General features: G+C 53.3%; 19 protein-coding genes, 2 tRNA genes and 1 pseudogene. 4 read left to right on the top strand and 18 right to left on the bottom strand.

What is annotated here, in order from left to right:
- Positions 1–274 precede the first annotated feature (274 nt).
- Complete coding sequence (gpmA, locus tag ENTMO_RS0107470; RefSeq protein ID WP_010428758.1) at positions 275–1027, top strand: 2,3-diphosphoglycerate-dependent phosphoglycerate mutase; 753 nt, start codon at positions 275–277, stop codon at positions 1025–1027.
- Between the two features lie 61 nt (positions 1028–1088).
- On the opposite strand, the gene aroG is transcribed toward gpmA, so the two are convergent.
- Entirely contained in the window at positions 1089–2141 is a 1053-nt protein-coding gene (gene aroG / locus ENTMO_RS0107465; RefSeq protein WP_010428756.1) for a 3-deoxy-7-phosphoheptulonate synthase AroG, read from the bottom strand.
- 304 nt (positions 2142–2445) lie between these two features.
- Here aroG and ENTMO_RS0107460 point away from each other — a divergent pair, with 304 nt between their 5' ends.
- Together ENTMO_RS0107460 and zitB are read left to right on the top strand one after the other, a co-directional pair.
- A complete protein-coding gene (locus tag ENTMO_RS0107460) occupies positions 2446–2826 on the top strand; it encodes a YbgS-like family protein (RefSeq protein ID WP_029485008.1) in 381 nt (126 codons plus the stop codon).
- Between the two features lie 99 nt (positions 2827–2925).
- Complete coding sequence (gene zitB / locus ENTMO_RS0107455) at positions 2926–3861, top strand: CDF family zinc transporter ZitB (protein ID WP_010428751.1); 936 nt, start codon at positions 2926–2928, stop codon at positions 3859–3861.
- Here the strand turns inward: zitB and pnuC are convergent.
- The 17 genes and pseudogenes from pnuC to mngA all read right to left on the bottom strand — a co-directional run bounded on the left by pnuC (position 3858) and on the right by mngA (position 20400).
- A complete protein-coding gene (gene pnuC / locus ENTMO_RS0107450; RefSeq protein ID WP_010428749.1) occupies positions 3858–4577 on the bottom strand; it encodes a nicotinamide riboside transporter PnuC in 720 nt (239 codons plus the stop codon). The two genes, zitB and pnuC, sit on opposite strands and share 4 nt — an antisense overlap.
- A 22-nt stretch (positions 4578–4599) precedes the next feature.
- Entirely contained in the window at positions 4600–5643 is a 1044-nt protein-coding gene (gene nadA / locus ENTMO_RS0107445; RefSeq protein WP_010428745.1) for a quinolinate synthase NadA, read from the bottom strand.
- Positions 5644–5865: 222 nt separating this feature from the next.
- A tRNA-Lys gene (locus ENTMO_RS0107440) sits at positions 5866–5941 on the bottom strand.
- 147 nt (positions 5942–6088) lie between these two features.
- Positions 6089–6164, bottom strand: a tRNA-Lys gene (locus ENTMO_RS0107435).
- 161 nt (positions 6165–6325) lie between these two features.
- Entirely contained in the window at positions 6326–7120 is a 795-nt protein-coding gene (gene cpoB / locus ENTMO_RS0107430; protein WP_010428743.1) for a cell division protein CpoB, read from the bottom strand.
- Between the two features lie 9 nt (positions 7121–7129).
- Complete coding sequence (gene pal, locus ENTMO_RS0107425) at positions 7130–7651, bottom strand: peptidoglycan-associated lipoprotein Pal (protein WP_003858578.1); 522 nt, start codon at positions 7649–7651, stop codon at positions 7130–7132.
- A 35-nt stretch (positions 7652–7686) separates the two neighbouring features.
- The gene (gene tolB, locus ENTMO_RS0107420; RefSeq protein WP_010428740.1) at positions 7687–8979 is read right to left on the bottom strand and encodes a Tol-Pal system beta propeller repeat protein TolB; all 1293 of its coding nucleotides are present in this window, start codon (positions 8977–8979) and stop codon (positions 7687–7689) included.
- A gap of 134 nt (positions 8980–9113) precedes the next feature.
- Entirely contained in the window at positions 9114–10319 is a 1206-nt protein-coding gene (gene tolA / locus ENTMO_RS0107415) for a cell envelope integrity protein TolA (RefSeq protein WP_010428739.1), read from the bottom strand.
- Positions 10320–10347: 28 nt separating this feature from the next.
- Positions 10348–10776: a colicin uptake protein TolR gene (gene tolR, locus ENTMO_RS0107410; protein WP_010428737.1), complete on the bottom strand. Its 429-nt coding sequence runs from the start codon at positions 10774–10776 to the stop codon at positions 10348–10350.
- 3 nt (positions 10777–10779) lie between these two features.
- A pseudogene (gene tolQ / locus ENTMO_RS23940) lies at positions 10780–11473 on the bottom strand (Tol-Pal system protein TolQ).
- Entirely contained in the window at positions 11470–11874 is a 405-nt protein-coding gene (ybgC, locus tag ENTMO_RS0107400; RefSeq protein ID WP_003858593.1) for a tol-pal system-associated acyl-CoA thioesterase, read from the bottom strand. The pseudogene tolQ and the gene ybgC overlap by 4 nt, the downstream one beginning before the upstream one ends.
- A gap of 148 nt (positions 11875–12022) precedes the next feature.
- On the bottom strand, positions 12023–12313 hold the full coding sequence (gene ybgE / locus ENTMO_RS0107395) for a cyd operon protein YbgE (RefSeq protein WP_010428735.1): 291 nt from the start codon (positions 12311–12313) through the stop codon (positions 12023–12025).
- Entirely contained in the window at positions 12313–12426 is a 114-nt protein-coding gene (cydX, locus tag ENTMO_RS24580) for a cytochrome bd-I oxidase subunit CydX (RefSeq protein WP_003858598.1), read from the bottom strand. Before cydX ends, ybgE begins: the two co-directional genes overlap by 1 nt.
- A gap of 14 nt (positions 12427–12440) precedes the next feature.
- Positions 12441–13580 (bottom strand): cytochrome d ubiquinol oxidase subunit II, encoded by a 1140-nt coding sequence (gene cydB, locus ENTMO_RS0107385; RefSeq protein ID WP_010428732.1) that lies wholly within the window; start codon positions 13578–13580, stop codon positions 12441–12443.
- A gap of 15 nt (positions 13581–13595) precedes the next feature.
- Positions 13596–15164, bottom strand: coding sequence for a cytochrome ubiquinol oxidase subunit I (gene cydA, locus ENTMO_RS0107380; RefSeq protein WP_010428730.1), 1569 nt, complete (start codon positions 15162–15164; stop codon positions 13596–13598).
- Positions 15165–15838: 674 nt separating this feature from the next.
- Positions 15839–18469, bottom strand: coding sequence for a mannosylglycerate hydrolase (mngB, locus tag ENTMO_RS0107375; RefSeq protein ID WP_010428728.1), 2631 nt, complete (start codon positions 18467–18469; stop codon positions 15839–15841).
- Between the two features lie 23 nt (positions 18470–18492).
- A complete protein-coding gene (mngA, locus tag ENTMO_RS0107370; protein WP_010428725.1) occupies positions 18493–20400 on the bottom strand; it encodes a PTS 2-O-a-mannosyl-D-glycerate transporter subunit IIABC in 1908 nt (635 codons plus the stop codon).
- A gap of 170 nt (positions 20401–20570) precedes the next feature.
- Between mngA and ENTMO_RS0107365 the strand changes: the two genes are divergently transcribed.
- Positions 20571–21287, top strand: coding sequence for a GntR family transcriptional regulator (locus ENTMO_RS0107365; protein ID WP_010428722.1), 717 nt, complete (start codon positions 20571–20573; stop codon positions 21285–21287).
- The last annotated feature ends 28 nt before the right edge of the window (positions 21288–21315 follow it).

Genomic DNA, 21315 nt, shown 5'->3' with positions numbered 1-21315 from the left:
TGCCGGCGGCGCTACGCTTGCACGGGCCTACGGGTAGGCCGGATAAGCGAAGCACCATTCGGCAAAAAATGTCAGCCCTCACAGCGAGGGCTTTTTTCTGCTCGTCTTGCTGAAAATACCGCCGATCGCAGACAAAATCATAACCCTGGATTCACAAGCATCTTACACTCAGAGACTATTTTCGCTATGGTTAGGGTTAAGCGTTGCTGCTGGCACGTCCACGGCAATATAATGAGAATTGTTATCATTCAATAAAGCTTATGAGGAGTACGATATGGCTGTAACTAAGCTGGTTCTGGTGCGCCACGGCGAAAGCCAGTGGAACAACGAAAACCGCTTCACCGGTTGGTACGACGTTGATCTGTCTGAGAAAGGCGTAAGCGAAGCCAAAGCGGCAGGTAAACTGCTGAAGGATGAAGGCTTCACCTTTGATTTTGCTTACACCTCTGTGCTGAAACGTGCCATCGACACCCTGTGGAACGTGCTGGACGAACTGGATCAGGCCTGGCTGCCGGTTGAGAAATCCTGGAAACTGAACGAGCGTCACTACGGTGCGCTGCAGGGTCTGAACAAAGCGGAAACCGCTGAGAAATATGGCGACGAGCAGGTTAAACAGTGGCGTCGCGGCTTCGCGGTAACCCCGCCTGAGCTGACCAAAGATGACGAGCGCTACCCGGGTCACGACCCACGTTACGCTAAACTGACCGACGCAGAACTGCCACAAACTGAAAGCCTGGCGCTGACCATCGACCGCGTTGTGCCTTACTGGAATGAAACCATTCTGCCACGCCTGAAAAGCGGTGAGCGCGTGATCATCGCCGCTCACGGTAACTCCCTGCGTGCGCTGGTGAAATACCTGGACAACATGGGTGAAGACGAAATCCTCGAGCTGAACATCCCAACTGGCGTACCGCTGGTGTATGAGTTCGACGAAAACTGCAAACCAATCAAACATTACTATCTGGGTAACGCGGACGAGATCGCAGCGAAAGCAGCGGCTGTCGCGAACCAGGGTAAAGCGAAGTAATTTTCGCAAGGCATAAAAAAAGCGCGGAGCCTTCCGCGCTTTTTTATTTGTGCCTGAGGACTCAGCCGCGACGCGCTTTTACCGCATTCGCCAGCTGACGCAGGATGGCATCGGTATCGTCCCAGCCAATACAGGCATCGGTGACGCTCTTACCGTAAACCAGCGGTTCACTGCCTTCCAGATTCTGGTTACCTTCAACCAGATGGCTTTCAATCATCACCCCGATCACCGCTTTCTCACCGCTGGCGATCTGCTGGCAAACGTCTGCCCCCACTTCCATCTGCTTTTTAAACTGCTTGCTGGAGTTGGCGTGGCTGAAGTCGATCATCACCTGCGGCGACAGTCCGGCTTTTTCCAGCCCGACTTTCACTTCCGCAACGTGTTTTGCGCTGTAGTTTGGCTCTTTGCCGCCGCGCAGAATGATATGGCAGTCGCCGTTACCGCTGGTATTCACGATGGCGGAATGACCCCATTTGGTCACGGAGAGGAAGCAGTGTGGCGCGCCCGCTGCGTTAATGGCGTCGATAGCCACCTTAATGGTGCCGTCAGTGCCGTTTTTAAAGCCAACCGGACAAGAGAGGCCGGACGCCAGCTCGCGGTGAACCTGAGATTCCGTGGTGCGGGCACCAATTGCGCCCCAGCTCATCAGGTCTGCCAGGTATTGTGGCGTAATCATGTCCAGGAACTCACCCGCGGCAGGTAGGCCGCTGTCGTTGATTTCCAGCAGCAGCTTGCGGGCAATGCGCAGACCGTCGTTGATCTGGAAGCTGTTATCCATATGCGGATCGTTAATCAGCCCTTTCCAGCCCACGGTGGTGCGCGGTTTTTCAAAATAGACGCGCATCACGATTTCCAGCTCGCCTTTCAGCTCTTCACGCAAGGTGAGCAGGCGGGCAGCATACTCTTTCGCGGCCGCAGGGTCGTGAATAGAGCACGGGCCAATCACCACCAGAAGACGATCGTCGCTGCCTTTCAGGATCTTGTGGATCGCTTTGCGGGCATGAGACACCGTATTTGCAGCATTTTCAGTGGCGGGGAATTTTTCAAGGAGTGCTACAGGAGGTAATAACTCATTGATCTCTTTAATACGTAAATCGTCGTTCTGATAATTCATCTTCTTTCCGGCTCTGCCATATCTTTAGTAGTGAAAGCAATGCTTTCAATCTAACTTGTCGGCCAGGAAGTGTAAACGGGCTTTTACACTTCGCGCAGATAATTCCTGGAATTCGCCTAAAAATCGCCACAAAATAGCGAAAAATGAGATCTAACCTAAGCTTTTTAACTGTAACAACCATTTTTGTGTGATTAAACACGATTCCATACTGACGTAAGTCCGTATGCTGGAATCTTTCGCCTTTGAACACGATGCACTGTTGGAGAATGTTATCCAGCGTAACGAAAAGAACAGGAGCAGCATGATGAAAATGACGAAACTGGCAACTCTCTTTCTGACCGCCACACTCACCCTGGCAAGCGGTAGCGTCCTGGCCGCTGACACGGGCTCATCAGACAGCAACGGCGATGCTAATGCAGCCGCCGCTGCTGGCCAGGTCGCCCCTGATGCTAAACAAAACATCGCGCCAAATAATGTCGATAACAGCCAGATCAATTCCGGAAATACCCAAACCGGCGGCACCATGCTACATCCCAATGGTACGGATTCCGGCACGATGAATCACGACGGCATGACCAAAGATGAAGTGCACAAAAACTCCATGTGTAAAGACGGCCGCTGTCCGGATCCAAATGACAAAGTCGGCAGTGATGCGGATACCAAAACTGACGGTACCACGCAGTAACGCTGAGTAATCTGAATAAAGGAGAGCGCGTGCTCTCCTTTTTTATTTAAGCTCTTAAAAACGCTACACTAAAAATAATAACAAATCAGGAAAGATGACATGGCACACACACACTCCCCTTCCCCCACCTCCGGCGATGAGAATGCCAAACGGCTGCTGTTGGCGTTTGGCGTCACGGCAACGTTTATGGTTATCGAGGTCATTGGGGGGATAATCTCAGGTTCTCTGGCCCTGTTGGCAGATGCGGGACATATGCTTACCGATGCGGCTGCCCTGCTGTTTGCTCTGCTCGCCGTCCAGTTCTCACGCCGTCCACCCAATGCTCGCCACACGTTTGGCTGGCTCAGGCTCACTACGCTTGCCGCTTTCGTTAACGCAATTGCGCTGGTGGTAATTACCATCCTGATCGTCTGGGAAGCCGTTCAGCGCTTCAGACACCCGCAGCCCGTCGCCGGAACCACCATGATGGTCATCGCAATAGCGGGTCTGATAGCCAATATTCTGGCGTTCTGGATTTTGCATCGCGGCAGCGGGGAAAAGAATCTCAATGTGCGTGCCGCGGCATTGCATGTTCTGGGGGATCTGCTCGGCTCCGTTGGGGCGATTGTGGCTGCGCTGATTATTCTCGGGACGGGATGGACACCCATCGACCCGATTCTTTCGGTGCTCGTCTCCTGTCTGGTGCTACGCAGCGCCTGGCGGCTGTTGAAAGAGAGCGTCAATGAGTTGCTGGAAGGTGCCCCCACGTCAATTGACATTGGTGAGCTGAGACGAAATCTGAGCCGCTCGATTCCGGAGGTGCGAAACGTCCACCACGTTCACGTGTGGCTGGTAGGAGAAAAGCCGGTCATGACGCTGCACGTTCAGGTGATCCCACCCCACGATCACGACGCGCTGCTCGAACGTATCCAGCATTTTCTGGAACATCACTATGAGATTGCCCATTCAACGATCCAGATGGAGTATCAGCCCTGTAGCGGGCCAGACTGCCACCTGAACGAGGCGCAGTCCGGCCATTCACATCATCACAATTAGTGGGAAAGCGCGCGAGAGCCTCGCTCACGCGCGCTGTTAATCCACATACGGCTGCCGTTCAGGGCAATGAAGGTTAGCAGCAGATATTCCAGCGACATGGCATAGACGCCCTGCAGGGCGAAAATCACCACGCTAATGACATTGATGATGACCCACAGCAGCCAGTTCTCGACATATTTTCGGGTCATCAGGATCATCGCCGCAATCGACAGCACCATCATGCAGGAATCCCAGAATGGGAAGGCATCCGGCTGGAGTTCAGGCATCGTGACGCTCAAACCGAGTCCGGACATGACCGAAACAGCAACGCGCGTCAGAAACGCAAACACCGGGTTGATATAAACGGTCATCAAACCAATGGCCGCCACGCAGGCGACAAGCCAGGCGATGGCTTTCGGCAGCGGCAGCCAGCGGATCTGCAGCTCGGCTTCCTGCTGGCTGTTTTGACGCGACCACGCGTACCAGCCGTAAATATTGGCGGCAAAGAAAAAAAGCTGCAATAGCAGGCTGGCGTAGAGCTGGATCTGGAAGAAGATAATCGCAAACAGCGTGACGTTAATCAGCCCGAACGCGTAATTGCTGATCTTCTCCAGGCTCGCCAGCCAAATACAGAGTAACCCCGCCAGCGTGCCAACGGCTTCAATCCATGACAGGTCATAGCCACCCGCACCAATCGGTATATGAACCAAAATGTTTTGCGTGCTAAAAAAATCCATCTTTTCCCCGGTTCTGAATAAGTTAAGTACGTAGTGTAGCCGCAAAATCCAGCATGCGGTTAAGCGGAATTAACGCACCTTCCCGCAACGCCGCATCAACATGAATTTCATGCGCTTCCCCGCACATCTCGAGCCCTTCGGCAATCGCTTTCAGGCCGTTCATCGCCATCCACGGGCAGTGCGCACAGCTGCGGCACGTTGCCCCCTCGCCTGCGGTTGGCGCTTCGAGTAGCTCTTTTTCCGGCACCGCCTGCTGCATTTTGTAAAAGATACCGCGATCGGTAGCCACGATAAGCTGCTTGTGAGGCAGCGTCCTGGCCGCGTTGATAAGCTGGCTGGTTGAGCCAACCGCATCGGCCATATCGACAATCGACTGAGGCGACTCTGGATGCACCAGAATGGCCGCTTTCGGGTACAGCGCCTTCATACGCGTCAGCGCCTGAGTCTTAAATTCGTCGTGAACGATACATGCGCCCTGCCAGCAGAGAACATCTGCGCCGGTTTGCTTCTGAACGTAATTACCGAGATGGCGGTCAGGCGCCCAGATAATTTTCTCGCCCAGGCTATCCAGATGTTCAATCAGTTCAACGGCGATGCTGGAGGTCACCACCCAGTCTGCGCGGGCTTTTACCGCCGCAGACGTATTGGCATAGACCACCACGGTGCGGTCAGGATGGGCATCGCAGAACGCGGTGAATTCCTCAACAGGGCAGCCGAGATCGAGAGAACACTCTGCGTTGAGCGTCGGCATCAGAATAGTTTTTTCCGGGCTGAGAATTTTTGCCGTTTCACCCATAAAGCGCACGCCAGCGACCAGCAGCGTGGAAGCGGGATGTTTTGCACCGAAGCGTGCCATCTCCAGTGAGTCAGAAATACACCCGCCGGTCTCTTCCGCCAGCTGCTGGATTTCCGGGTCGGTGTAGTAATGGGCCACCATTACCGCATCTCGTTCTTTGAGAAGACGCTTGATCTTCTCGCGGTAGAACTGTTTTTCATCCTGACTCAGCGGGACAGGCTTTGGAGGAAAAGGATAGATTGCGGCTTCAGGATCAAACATCACGCTCATAATGGCTTCTCGTTTTACTGGCTTAACAATATTGCCTTTCTTTTGCGCAACATAGCAAAACGGTCGGCAATTGTGTTTTATATACTAAACAAGATAGCGAATTTGAGGGGAAAAGTCACCGGAAATAGGTGTAGAAAGCATTTGTCGGGTGGCGGCTTCGCCTTACCCGACCTACAGAAACTACAGATAGCAAAAAGGCGCCTTTAGGGCGCGTTTGTACAGTGGTGGGTCGTGCAGGATTCGAACCTGCGACCAATTGATTAAAAGTCAACTGCTCTACCAACTGAGCTAACGACCCATTCGGGTGCTGACTTCGAAGATTTTTACTCGGTACCACCGGAAAGTGGTGGGTCGTGCAGGATGACTCGGCTTCGCCTCGCCCTACGGGCCGTTGCTGAAGCAACGTTATCCTTCACGTTTAATGTCTCGAGTAAGACATTAAAATTGGTGGGTCGTGCAGGATTCGAACCTGCGACCAATTGATTAAAAGTCAACTGCTCTACCAACTGAGCTAACGACCCACTTTTACGCTGTTTTCACGTTGTTTGATATCCCGTGGCAACGGCGGCATATATTACTGATTTAAGAATTCTGCGCAACAAAAATTTCGATGAAGATCACTTAACTGCTTACGAATCATGCGGCACGACCAGAAATAACACGATTTCTGGTCATGCGATAATCATCCCATCGAACTCAGACGTTTTTGCGCCTGTTTGGCACCTTCGGTACCCGGGAATTTTGTGACAACCTGCTGATACACTGCTTTGGCCTTCGCAGTGTCACCTTTGTCCTGCATGATCACGCCGACCTTATACATCGCATCCGGCGCTTTTGGCGATTTCGGGTAATTTTTCACCACTGAGGCAAAATAAAACGCCGCATCGTCCTTTTTACCCTTGTTGTAATTCAGCTGACCGAGCCAGTAGTTCGCATTTGGCTGGTAAGTGGAATCAGGGTACTTCTTCACGAAGTTCTGAAACGCAACGATAGCGTCGTCCTGGCGAGATTTGTCCTGTACCAGGGCGATAGCCGCGTTGTAGTCAGTATTCGCGTCACCGCTCTGTACAGGCGCGCCTGAAGAGGCTGACGCATCTCCTGTCGGAGCAGGTGTCGCTGTTGCTGCACCGCTTTGGTCGCCCGCTGCAGGCTGTGCTGCTGCACCACCGCTACTCAGGCTATCCATCTGCAGTAAGATCTGCTTCTGGCGTTCCACAACCTGGTTCAACTGATACTGGCTTTCCTGGATCTGGCCGCGAAGGGAGTCAATATCATTTTGGTTATCGGAAAGCTGCTGCTGGAGTTGGGTTAAAAGCTGACTGTGAGCGTTAGAAATACGCTCGAGTTGAGTGACCCGGTCTTCTACCGAGCCTGAGCCGACACTACTGATTGGTGCCTGAGCAAAAGCGGCCCAGGGGGCCGCTATTCCAACCAGTAACGACAGACTCATGAGATGATGTCTGAAGTTACTGCTCATGCCATTCTCTTAGTAAACCAGTACGGCACGACGGTTTTTGGAGTAAGCCGCTTCGTCGTGACCCAATACTGCAGGTTTTTCTTTACCGTAAGAAACGATGGAGATCTGGTCAGCAGAAACGCCTTTACCCTGCAGGTACATTTTAACAGCGTTAGCACGACGTTCACCCAGGGAGATGTTGTACTCTGGAGTACCACGTTCGTCCGCGTGACCTTCTACGGTGACTTTGTAAGACGGGTTGCTACGCAGGAAGTTAGCGTGAGCATCCAGCATCGCAGCGAAATCAGAACGGATGTCGTATTTATCCAGATCGAAGTAAACGATGTTGTTCTGCTGCAGCTGCTGCATCTGAAGACGCGCTTGCTCTTCAGAAGACATGTTGCCATTGCCGTTAGCGTCCATACCGGTGCCGGCACCCATCATGCCTTCACCGCTCTGGTCATTGCTTGCGTTCTTGTTAGAAGAACACGCTGCGATTGCCATTACAGGCAGAGCGATCATCAGCCCCTTCAGCACTTTGTTCAGTTGCATTTCTAAGATTCCTTTAGTAATCAATTAATTATTATTTACAGATACGGCGACCAGGCAGGTGATTTTACCTGTCCATCAGTTGCCGGAATACGCGCTTTGAAACGCCCATCTGTAGAAACCAGATTCAGCACAGATCCCATCCCCTGAGAAGAGCTGTAGATTACCATCGTGCCGTTAGGTGCCAGACTTGGCGTTTCATCCAGGAACGTTGACGAGAGAACTTGCACGCCACCCGTTACCAGATCTTGTTTGGCAATGTGCTGCTGACCACCCGCAGAACTAACCATTACCATCGTTTTACCATCGGCACTGACGTCAGCATCCTGGTTCTGAGAACCTTCCCAGGTAATACGCTGCGGCGCTCCGCCGTTGATATTCACTTTATAAACTTGTGGACGACCGGCCTGGTCGGACGTGAAGGCCAGGTGCTGGCTGTCCGGGGACCAGGTTGGTTCGGTGTTGTTGCTACGGCCATCCGTCACCTGACGAATCTGACCAGAACCGATGTCCATCACGTACAGGTTCAGGCTACCGGTTTTAGACAGGGCAAAGGCCAGTTTTGAGCCATCCGGAGAGAACGCAGGCGCACCGTTGTGACGTGGGAACGACGCAACCTGACGCACGGCACCGTTAGACAGAGTCTGGATAACCAGCGCAGAACGACCGCTTTCGAAGGTTACGTAGGCCAGTTTGGAACCGTCAGGAGACCACGCCGGAGACATCAGCGGCTGTGGAGAACGGTGAACGGTGAACTGGTTGTAGCCATCGTAGTCAGAAACGCGCAGCTCATACGGGAACTGACCGCCGTTGGTCTGAACGACGTAAGCGATACGAGTACGGAATGCACCTTTAATACCGGTCAGCTTCTCAAACACTTCGTCACTTGCGGTGTGGCCCGCATAGCGCAGCCACTGCTTGTTCACTTTATAAGTGTTCTGAGCCAGAACGGTACCTGGCGCACCGCCGGTATCGACCAGCTGATAAGCCACGTTGTAGCCACCGTCTGGGGCAGGCGTTACCTGACCGACCACGACCGCATCAATACCCAGCGCAGACCACGCCGCAGGCTGTACTTCCTGCGCAGTGCCCGGCTGCTGTGGCAGGCGAGAACGATCTAATGGGTTGAATTTGCCGCTGTTACGCAGGTCAGCGGCTACAATGCCGCCGATGTCTTCAGGCGCCGCACCCGGGCCAGCCCACTGGAACGGAACAACGCCGATTGGGCGCGCCGAGTCCACCCCCTGGGTGATCTCGATACGTACTTCTGCATGCAGCACAGCTGCCCACAGCATTAAAAAACTAAATGCTACACGTAATGCCTGCTTCATCATATCTCCCTTATCTGGGTAACCTTACCCACGATAATTTAGCAGAATGTTAACAAACTCAAATAGACAAAACTACCTGAACCCTGTGACTAAACCTGGTCTATTTTCCCCCGTTTGCACGGGGAAAATGTAACTTAAGGTTTGAAGTCCAGTGGCGCATTTTTAAAGACTTCATACACGGCCTGAGAAGGCGGTTTTGGCATCTTCGCCTGACGCGCTGCAGCCAGTGCAGCAGTACATAAGGCTGGATCGCCACCTTCAGACTGAATATCGAGCAGCATCCCATCCGGCGCCAGTTTTATACGCAGCGTACACGTTTTACCGGTGTAGGAAGACGCATCATAAAATCGGCTTTCGATAGCGGATTTAATCTGCGCGGCATAACCGTTGATTTCAGCGCCTGATGCACCGTTACTCTTAGTGTTACCACTTCCAGACGGCGCTGCGTTGTTTCCTTTCGCTCCGCCACCCGTTTTCGGTGCATTCTTACCTGAACTGAGATCGCCCAGCAGATCGTCAACGCCTGCAGCAGCGGCAGCTTTTTCAGCGGCAGCAGCCTTTTTCGCAGCGGCTTTTTCGGCGGCTGCTTTCTTATCGGCAGCGGCCTTCGCGGCTGCAGCTTTTTTATCGGCTGCGGCTTTTTCTGCGGCGGCCGCTTTTTCAGCTGCGGCTTTCTCGGCAGCAGCCGCTTTCTTCGCCGCCTCGGCAGCAGCTTTCTTCTCTGCTTCCTGAGCGGCTTTCTTCGCGGCTTCCGCTTCGGCTTTCTTCTGAGCATCAGCAGCGGCTTTCTTCGCGGCTTCCGCTTCAGCTTTCTTCTGAGCGTCAGCAGCGGCTTTCTTCGCAGCGTCTGCGGCTAATTTAGCCTGCGCATCTGCCTGTGCTTTCGCATCCGCAGCGGCTTTGGCCGCAGCTTCCTCCGCCTGTTTCTGCTGTTCTTGCGCTTTCTTCGCTGCGGCTTCAGCCTGTTTCTGCTGCTCAGCCTGCTCTTTCGCCGCGTCCTGCGCCTGCAAACGCTCTTTCTCAAGCTGCTTCAGACGCTCCTGCTCCGCGGCCTGCTTTTCACGCAGTTCTTCCGCTTGCTGTTGCGCCTGTTTTTCACGCTGCTCTTCAGCACGTTTTGCGCTCGCCTGCTGCTGTTGCTGACGATTATAGTTCTGCACTACCGCACCGGGATCCACCATGACGGCATCGATGGAAGACCCCCCACCGCCGCCAGCTGATGCATCAATGTGCTCGTCGAACGAACTCCAGATCAGCGCTGCAAAAAGAATAACGTGCAGCACTGCGGAGACGATTATCGCTCGCTTAAGCTTGTCGTTCTGTTCGGTTGCCTTTGACACTATCGGTTCCCAAAAACTACGCAGATGATCAAATAGGCTGAGTCATTAAGCCAACAGACTTAACGCCCGCACTATGTAGCAAGTTCAGCGCTTTAATAATTTCATCGTAAGGCACGTCTTTTGCGCCACCGATTAAGAAGACCGTTTTCGGATTTGACTCCAGGCGTCGTTGCGCTTCAGCAATAACCTGCTCGGGCGGCAGTTGATCCATACGATCTTTCTCGACCACTACGCTGTACTGCCCTACACCGGAAACCTCAATGATGACCGGAGGATCGTCATTGGTGCTTACCGCCTGTGATTCTGTCGCATCCGGCAGATCAACTTCCACGCTCTGGGTAATGATGGGCGCTGTCGCCATAAAGATCAGCAGCAGTACCAGCAGTACGTCCAGCAGTGGAACGATATTGATTTCGGGCTTGAGCTCGCGACGACCTCGTCCACGCGATCTGGCCATGGTTTACCCCTTGTTGCTCTCGGTACTGGTAAACGCCTGACGGTGCAGAATCGCGGTGAACTCTTCCATAAAGTTGTCGTAGTTCAGTTCCAGTTTGTTCACGCGCTGGTTCAGACGGTTGTAAGCCATAACCGCCGGGATTGCCGCAAACAGACCGATAGCGGTCGCAATCAGTGCTTCAGCGATACCCGGCGCAACCATCTGCAACGTCGCCTGCTTCACCGCGCCTAACGCGATAAAGGCGTGCATGATCCCCCACACGGTACCAAACAGACCGATATACGGACTGATGGAACCCACAGTGCCGAGGAACGGAATGTGGGTCTCAAGGGTTTCCAGTTCGCGATTCATGGAAATGCGCATCGCACGCGATGCACCTTCTACTACCGCTTCCGGCGCGTGGTTATTCGCGCGATGTAAGCGGGCAAACTCTTTGAATCCGCTATAGAAAAGTTGTTCGGAGCCTGAAAGATTATCACGGCGCCCCTGGCTTTCCTGGTACAGACGAGAAAGTTCGATACCCGACCAGAACCTTGTCTTCAAACGCTTCGGCTTCACGGCCAGCGGCATTAAGAATACGCGTTCTCTGGATAATGATGGCCCAGGATGCGATTGAAAAACCAATCAAAATCAACATGATAAGTTTAACCAGAAGGCTAGCCTTCAGGAACAAATCAAGGATATTCATGTCAGTCACTGCTTAAACTCCGCGACAATAGACTTAGGAAGCGCACGAGGCTTCATTATGGTTGGATCAACACAAACAATCAGTACTTCAGCTGAGTTCAGTACGGTGTTCTCTGCATTGACTATCCGCTGCGTGAAAACCAGTGAGGTTCCGCGCATTGATGTAATTTCAGTTTGGACTTCGAGCATATCGTCAAGTCTGGCAGGCGCAAAATACTCAAGCGTCATCTTGCGTACCACGAAGGCAACTCGCTCAGCCAACAGCACCTGCTGACTAAAGTGATGATGGCGCAGCATCTCTGTGCGTGCCCGTTCATAAAAAGCAACGTAGCTGGCGTGGTAGACCACACCACCGGCATCGGTATCTTCGTAGTAGACACGAACCGGCCATCGAAACAGCGTTGTATTCACTTTACATCCCAGTAATGCAACAAAAGTTAGAGCTTTTAAACTTCGCTACTATACGCGCGGGAATGATGGTTTGGAATGGGAGAAAGTAAACGGAGAGTAAATTTTTATGGGCTCGGGTAAGCCCATATCGTTATAGGACATTTCTTATTCAGAAGAAGAAGAAAATCAGACCAGCAAGGAGAACCAAATCGGCAATCAGCGGGCAGAAAATTCCCTGCCAGTGAACGGCTTTCGGACGAAAGCCCACGCCGTGAATGACCCCTGCGCACACCGCCCACATGATGAGGAAGCCGTGCCAGATCTCAAGTTCGCTGGTCTTTGCCGCAAAGCGCGACGGGTCCCAGAAGATGCAGCCCGCCAGCAGTAATGCCATCACTAAAGAAAGCGCCCGTAACGGGCGCTTGTCCATTACCGCATATAACGTTGCGATAATATTCATTAGTGTTTTTCTTCACCCGCTTTGGTCGCTTCGACGTGCTCAAGCGCCAGGGCAGTGATGACACCAAATGCGCAGGCAAGAAGCGTCCCTAAAATCCATGCGAAATACCACATATTCAGCTCCTTACTTAGTACATAGAGTGGGTATTGCTTTCGATATGTTCTTTGGTGATACGACCGAACATTTTCCAGTAACACCAGGCGGTGTAGAGCAGAATAATCGGTACGAACACGCAGGCAACATAGGTCATCAGGTTCAGCGTCAGCTGGCTGGAGGTTGCATCCCACATGGTCAGGCTAGCATTCATCATAGTGCTGGATGGCATGACGAACGGGAACATCGCAATACCTGCCGTCAGGATGATGCACGCCAGTGTCAGTGAAGAGAACACGAACGCCAGAGCGCCTTTTTCCAGACGAGAGGTCAGCACGGTCAACAGTGGCAACAGTACGCCCAGCGCCGGGATAGCCCACAGAGCAGGGGTATTGTTGAAGTTCACCATCCAGGCACCCGCCTGACGCGCAACTTCTTTCGTCAGCGGGTTAGACGGCGCAACATGGTTGATCGCAGACGTCACCACGTAACCATCGATACCGTACACCACCCACACACCGGCCAGAGCGAAGCAAACCAGAGTGACCAGCGCCGCAACCTGAGCCGTTGCACGGGAACGCAGGTGCAGTTCACCCACGGTACGCATCTGCAGATAGGTCGCGCCCTGAGTAATGATCATCGCCACGCTAACAACACCTGCCAGCAGACCAAACGGATTCAGCAGCTGGAAGAAGTTACCGGTGTAGTAAAGACGCATATATTCATCGATGTGGAACGGTACGCCCTGCAGCAGGTTACCGAATGCCACGCCAATCACCAGCGGCGGAACAAAGCTACCGATGAAGATGCCCCAGTCCCACATGTTACGCCAGCGGGTATCTTCAATCTTGGAACGGTAATCGAAGCCTACCGGACGGAAGAATAAAGACGCCAGCACCAGAATCATCGCCACGTAGAAGCCGGAGAACGCAGCCGCGTAGACCATCGGCCAGGCAGCGAACAGCGCGCCACCCGCGGTGATCAGCCACACCTGGTTACCGTCCCAGTGAGGGGCGATGGAGTTGATCATGATTCGACGCTCGGTGTCATTACGACCGAGGAAACGGGTAAGCATCCCTACACCCATGTCGAAACCATCAGTGACCGCAAAACCGATCAGCAGAACGCCAATCAACAGCCACCAGATAAAACGCAATACTTCATAATCGATCATTTGATGACTCCTGTCTTAGCGTGCCGGCTGAGTAGTCGCGGTAGACTGCTCGTAGTGATAGCGACCGGTTTTCAGGCTGCTTGGGCCAAGGCGCGCGAACTTGAACATCAGGAACAGTTCAGCCACCAGGAACAGGGTGTACAGACCGCAAATCAGCAGCATGGAGAAGATCAGGTCACCCGCAGTCAGGGACGAGTTCGCGACTGCCGTTGGCAGCACCTCACCGATTGCCCATGGCTGACGGCCATACTCCGCAACAAACCAACCGGATTCGATGGCAATCCATGGCAGAGGAATACCGTACAGCGCGGTGCGCAGCAGCCATTTTTTCTCACCGATACGGTTGCGAATCACGGACCAGAAGGATGCCGCGATAATCAGCAGCATGATGATGCCGCAGCCCACCATGATACGGAACGCGAAGTACAACGGTGCAACGCGTGGAATCGAGTCTTTGGTTGCCATCTGGATTTGCGCTTCCGTTGCGTCGGAGACGTTCGGGGTATAGCGTTTCAGCAGCAGGCCGTAACCCAGGTCTTTCTTCACGTCGTTAAACTGATCGCGAACGGCCTGATCGGTTGAACCGGCGCGCAGCTGTTCCAGCAGCGAGTAGGCTTTCATCCCGTTACGGATACGCTCTTCGTGCTGCACCATCAGATCTTTCAGGCCAGTCACCTGTTGGTCGACGGAGCGAGTGGCGATGATGCCCAACGCATAAGGAATCTGAATGGCGAAGCGGTTTTCCTGCGCTTCCTGATCGGGAATACCGAACAGGGTAAATGCCGCCGGAGCCGGTTGGGTTTCCCATTCTGCTTCAATAGCGGCCAGCTTGGTTTTCTGCACGTCGCCCATTTCGTAACCGGATTCATCACCCAGAACAATAACAGAGAGAATTGCCGCCATACCGAAGCTTGCTGCAATAGCAAAGGAGCGTTTTGCGAAAGCGAAGTCGCGACCGCGCAGCATGTAGTAAGAGCTGATGCCCAGTACGAACATCGCACCGCACACATAGCCAGAAGCCACGGTGTGAACGAATTTAACCTGAGCAACCGGGTTCAGGACCAGCTCAGCAAAGCTGACCATCTCCATGCGCATGGTTTCGAAGTTGAAATCGGATGCGATTGGGTTCTGCATCCAGCCGTTTGCCACCAGGATCCACAGCGCGGACAGGTTAGAGCCGAATGCCACCAGCCAGGTTACCGCCATATGCTGGACTTTACCCAGACGGTCCCAACCGAAGAAGAACAGACCTACAAAGGTGGATTCGAGGAAGAAGGCCATCAGACCTTCAATGGCCAGCGGCGCACCGAAGATATCCCCTACATAGTGGGAATAGTAAGACCAGTTAGTCCCGAACTGGAACTCCATGGTCAGACCGGTTGCCACGCCCAGTGCAAAGTTGATACCAAACAACTTGCCCCAGAACTTGGTCATATCTTTATAAATCTGTTTGCCGGAGAGGACGTAAACCGTTTCCATGATGGCCAGCAGGAACGCCATACCGAGCGTCAGTGGCACAAACAGGAAGTGGTACATCGCGGTCAAGGCAAACTGTAAGCGCGACAGTTCGACTACGTCTAACATTATGACTCCTTGCTCATCGCATGAAGACTCCGAGAGTGAACCCCGTCAGAGAGAGATCCACACGCATGCCCCAATACAAATTATTCGCATCCTTGTCGTCGTTATTACCCTGGAGAAGGATAAAAACGATGACGTCAGGTTACAAATAGGTTAATAAAAAACTCAAATTGATCCCGCAAATATAATACGCTGCAAAACCCTTACAATAAACAGGTTTTTATTGAATCACATTTACGTTTTTCGACGACGATCAATTTATAGCAAAATTACCACTTTTCGGCCATTTTGATCCGGGACAATTTAGCGCCTTTTGATGGGTTTTTCCAAGGATTAAACTTTGATTTAAATCAAAAACAACCGTTGATGTTAACCATGTTTAATCATGGTGAGAATGGTAAAAACCATGTTAATGATATGTGCATGCAAAGATGAGATTGGTTATCGAAGACGGGAAAAAATATAAACAGAAGTGATTTTAATTAACGCGAAAGTAAGCAACATTTCAACGGGGACAAACAATAAAGCGTAGTCGGGCCAGGTTATTTTTCCATTGCATTTATGCAACCCTCCGAAATAACATTTAATTTACTTTTGACACCCCATAAGTTAACACCGCTGTGTGACTATTTAATGAAAAAAGGCCGCCTTCTCTGCAGCCTTTTTGTATCGCTGGTTCAGGCGAATAGAATACTAAAGGTTCGCGACTGCCCCGGCCTGAATCCTCCGACAATACCCTCTTCTCCACACTGATTCATTATCCGTTCGTTCATGTCCGTTTCGCGCCACCGTTTCACCGTTGGATTCATGGATAACGTCGTGTCACATGCGCTGGACGCCGAAGGGTTGAACAGGCGGAGAATGAGCTCATCACGATCTTCAGCCTTTTTGAGCGTACTAAGCACGCATCCCGTTGGCGAAAGCGCTAACAGACTGTAACTTTCTGGCGTGATAAACGACGCGCGATTCAGTTTCATCGCATCCCAGGGAATTTTGTTATAGCACTGCACCGGTGTTAACCACGATTTAGCCTGCTGTGCGACGCCCGCGTTTTCTGGCGTACCGCTAAAGCTGAAGAGGCTAAAGCGACAGGTTAACGGCCCGCGTACCTGAGAGTCAGGAACAGGCATTTTGATCCCTGAAGGTCTGCCTGGACGCAACAGCAAATCTTCTTTCCCGAGCAGCCCCACGCCGCGCAACAAGGTTAAGGCGAATGCTTTTTTGTCATCGCCCACCACTTCAAACTCGCGCAGTCCCTCGGTGAAGAGCGCCAGCCCGTTGCGCTTTTCCTGCAGGACGGCATAGTTGAGTAAATTCCAGACGGGAACCGGCGCTTCTTTCCAGCCCTCCTCATGCCAGGTCGCCATCGCCGCGTCCCGCACCGGCCGAATGAGCGAGCCAAACTGCGTATCCGCTAACACGTCCTCTGTCATAAACGGCGTTGGGATCAGTACGCGAACGCGGTGGTCGTTAGCCTGGTTTTCCAGACGCACGGCCACATCGATACGCCTGCTGTTATGGCTAAGCGTGACGTCAAACTCTACATTGAGTGAGCCGTTTCGCTGGCGCGCCGCGCGTTCAGCCAGATTTGCCGGAACGGCGATCCGATGGCGGATAGCCGCCCTGCTCTGCCAGCCTTCGTGCGGGACCTTAACCTCATGCTCGCCCTGCGCTGACGTGAGCCTCCACTCTTCCCGGGAAGGCGAGTAGTCGTACTCATCGCCATCGTCCGAACTCTCTTCGATTTCCAGTACGCGGTCATAAATAAGCCCGCTTTCTTTATCGCGCAGGCGCAGCGTGCCGTCGCCATTTAAATCAATCTGCCAGAAGGCATTTTCAAGCAAGGATTCGGCATTTTTCACCGCCGGGAGCACCTTCCCGGCCACGTCCGGCTCGATATACAGCGTACGGTAGCCCATCGATGGCAGTATCTGACTGAGCTGAATATCAAACTCCATAAAGGGTTCGTAATTGCCGTAATGGACAATCTGCCGGTCAATGAGGCCAGGGTCGAGTTCGCGCGCGCTGCGAATGAAATAGGGGATCTCGTTGCCTTTTTCATCCCGCAGTCTGAACTGGCTGGCCCGCAGCCGAATCGTGGTGTTCATCACCTCTTCACGCGGCCAGGGCATCAGGTTGAACATCACCAGCTTATCGGCATCGCTTTGCGGCATGTTGTCGACAATCTTGCGCATATAGAAGCGCACCAGGTTGTCCGCCATGTCCTCAGCCAGCTCAAAGCGGGAGACAATCTCGCGGTGCACCTTATCGCTGCAGCAGCAGCCGATGCTGTCGTGAGCATGGTTTTTGAGGATCTCTTTCCACATCTTCTCCAGCAGGCCGTGGTGGTAGTCGAAGCCCAGCGTCCAGGCAAGCGCCGCCAGCGGCTCGAGGATATTGACGATTTTGTTCTCGATACGCGCATGGGCGATTTTAATGTCCATGCGCGTGGAGCCGATAGTGCGGTGCACGCGCATGTATTTCCCGTCGATAAACTCTCCTTTCAGCGTCGCCAGTTCGTCGCGGTGCGCGTCGATATAATCAAACACCTCTTCAAACCGACTCATCATGAACTGACGCTGGGGATAGATTTCACGAAGCTTATCCATCACCGCGAAAATATTCTGCTGCAGCGGCATCTGGTCGTGACCGTTGGGCAGTAAAATCTCTTTGGTAACAGAGGCGTGTTCCAGTACCTCGAAATAGCTGTCGAGCCGTTTTCTCAGCCCTGCTTCGTCCTCCGGTAAGTACTTACCAATCGCGTAGCCCAGCGGCAGTACCTGCGCCGTCACTTCACTGCCGTCCTGGCTCTGCCAGAGAAACTCGGTTTTGTCGGTCCCGTGTCGTTCCGAGCAGCCGCGCCAGAACATCGTGCGGGTAATGCCAAACCCGTTATAAATATGCGGTAGCTGGCCGGACATACCAAACGAATCCGGTAGATAGCCGATCCTCATCGGCTCGCCGAACGCCATACAGTCGCGCATGCCGTACATAAGATTGCGGACAATCGACTCACCGCTGACAATTGTGGTATCGGTCTGGGTATACCAGGGGCCGATAATCAGCTTTCCGCGCTCCACAAGCGCTTTCACCCGCGAGCGGTTTTCAGGCACGACGGCAAAATAATCCTCCAGCACCGCCGTCTGTCCATCGAGGACATAATATTTATACTCGTCATCCTGCTCCAGACGGGTCAGGATCTCTTCCATATTATTGACCAGAAGAATACGCGACTCTTCGGTGGTGAAGTACCACTCACGGTCCCAGTGCATATGCGGCGTGATATGAACGCGAGATACAGCTTTCATCTTCGTTTCCTGTTTGTGCGTTGTTACGGTATGGCGTCTTCAGTGACGTAGTTGCCCTTTTTCACCGCCTGGCGTCGCCAGAGCAGCAGAATAAAGGTGGAGATTGCGGTACCCACCAGCGCCGCGCCAAACCAGCCCGCCGCCGCAACCACACCGCTCAATCCGGCATCGTGAAGTAAAAAGAGAGAGAAAATACCAGCCCCCGGCGTGGACAACCCGATCCCCATCGCGCCGACAATCGCGCCTGTTACCATGGAGCCGAGCACAAATGAACCAATGACGCGAAGCGGATCCTCAATCGCCATCGGAATCGCCCCTTCGGTGATGCCCGCGAGTCCAAGCAGCCAGGTGGATTTACCGGTTTCAATTTCAAACGGTTTAAACAGTTTCGGTGCCAGCAACGTTGACGCCGTGACGGTGAAGGCCGACACCATTTTGACGGAGGCAAAGATGGCATAGGGACCGTATACCCCGTTAGCCATCGCGCCCAGGCAGAACGCGTAAGAGGCTTTGTTGACCGGGCCACCCAAATCGAATGAGCACATAAACCCGAGGATCGCCCCCAGGAGCAGCGCATTCGCGCCGGACAAACCGTTAAGCCAGGCGGTGAGCGTAGTATTAAGCCAGGCCACCGGCTCACCGATCACAAACAGCATCAGGCTGCCCGCCCCCAGTACGCCAATAACCGGATAGAGATAAAAGGTTAAAAAACCGTTGAAGCGGCTACTCAGGCGAATGTGATTTTTCACCCAGCGCATCAGGTAACCCGCAATCAGCCCGCCGATGATAGCCCCCAGAAAACCGGAGCCGATCATATTGGCCGCAAGACCGGCCGCAAAGCCCGGCGTCAGCGCGGGTTTATCCGCCAGCGAGTAAGCGGTATAGGCTGCCAGAAGAGGGACCATCAAAATGCCGAGCATGCCGCCGCCAAGCTTGCGGTACATCCACAGCCATGAGTTTTCCTGGTCGAACAGGTGCTGCAGGCCAAGGATTTGCGCCAGCAGTACCGACACGGCGAGCACCGTCCCGCCGGCGACGATCAGCGGCACCGCAAAGGGGATACCGCTAAGGAGCGCCTGCTTGAGCTCCGTCTTAACGCTCTTTTTTTCTGCCTGTCCGGGAAGTGCTTCAGACGAAGACGGTAATGCCAGCGCGCGCTCAATGAGCGCTTCAGCATGGCGCAGGGGTTCCGCGACGGGCACGGAAATGGCGGGGATCCCCTGAAAACGCTCACTCTCTTTGATCGCCACTTCTGCGGCAAAGATACACGCTTTGGCCTCCTGCAACTGCTGCGCGGTGATGCGCCCCTCAATGCCATTCGCCCCCTGCTTTTCGACCACAACGTTGACGCCCAGCTTACGTCCCGCTTTTTCCAGGTATTCGGCTGCCATATAGGTATGGGCAATTCCGGCCGGACAGGCGGTGACACAGATGACGGTGGGTGCATTCAACAATGTGGCAACCTCGTCTTCCTGCGAGCCACCGTTCAGCGCATCAAGCAGATCCTCCGCCGTCGCTGCAGCCATAACGCGTTCCCGGAGTGCATCATCTGCCAGGCGAGACGTCAGCGCCGTCAGTACCTGGATATGCGTGGATCCGGCTTCAGCAGGCGGGATGGCAAGCAGGACGATCAGCTCAACGTTTTCAGGGCCGTCCACCCCCTCCCACTCCAGCGGTTCGCTCAGCGTAGCAACCGCAAAAGCCGCTTCGTTCACCGCGCTCGATTTACCATGCGGAACAGCCAGCCCTTCCCCCAGTGCGGTCGGTCCCTGTGATTCACGACGGTAAACCTCCGCCAGAAACGCATCGCCATCGGTAATTTTGCCCAGCGCCACTAGCCGCATCGTAAGCTGGCGAATTGCCTCATCACGGCTGGCATAGTGCGCCTGCACGCAGACAGCGCTGGAGTGGGTCAGAGTCGTCAGGTTCATAAGATCCTCACACGTAACTTGTTATTGTCTGGCGGCAATTGTGGCAGGCAATGCAATACATTTATGTGATCACTTTCACTAACAATGCAAATTTGTATTTAAATTGTATTATTTACAAATTTTACGCTGAAGGCATAATTCCGTGAAAAGGTATTAGAAAGGCAGATTCTATGGGTAACAAACCGATGTACCGGCAGATAGCCGATGCGCTTCGCGAGAAAATCAATACGGGTGAGTTAAAACCTGGCGATGCGTTACCGACGGAATCCAGCCTTCAGGAGGCGTTCAACGTGAGCCGTGTAACGGTGAGACAGGCGCTGAAACTGCTTACGGAAGAGCAGATCGTCGAGAGCATTCAGGGCAGCGGCACCTACGTAAAAGAAGAACGCGTTAACTACGACATTTACCAGCTCACCGGCTTTTACGAAAAGCTGGCGGACCGAAACGTCGATACGCACAGCGACGTCAGCGTCTTCGAAGTGGTGAAAGCCGATGAGAGGCTCGCAGCAAGGCTGGCGATCAACCCGGACGATAAAGTCTGGCACGTCAAACGCGTCCGCTTTATCAAACAAAAACCGGTGAATCTGGAAGAAACATGGATGCCGCTGGCGATGTTTCCCGACCTCACCTGGGAAGTGATGGAGAATTCGAAATACCACTACGTTGAGCAGCTCAAAAAGCTGGTTATCGATCGCAGCGAGCAGGAACTGGTGCCGATCATGCCGTCAGAAGAGGCGATTGCCGCGCTGTCGCTCGATCCGGCGAAACCGATCCTGGAAAAAGTCTCGCGCGGGTTTCTGAAGGACGGACGGGTATTTGAATACAGCCGCAACGTGTTCAATACCGACGATTACAAGTTCACGCTTGTCGCCAAACGCAGGCAATAAAAAAGGCCGCTTTACAGCGGCCAACCAT

It is taken from the genome of Enterobacter mori LMG 25706 (assembly GCF_000211415.1).
GTDB lineage: Bacteria > Pseudomonadota > Gammaproteobacteria > Enterobacterales > Enterobacteriaceae > Enterobacter > Enterobacter mori.
Note: the sequence above shows the minus strand (reverse complement) of the source record. Positions and strands in the feature narration are given on the sequence as shown.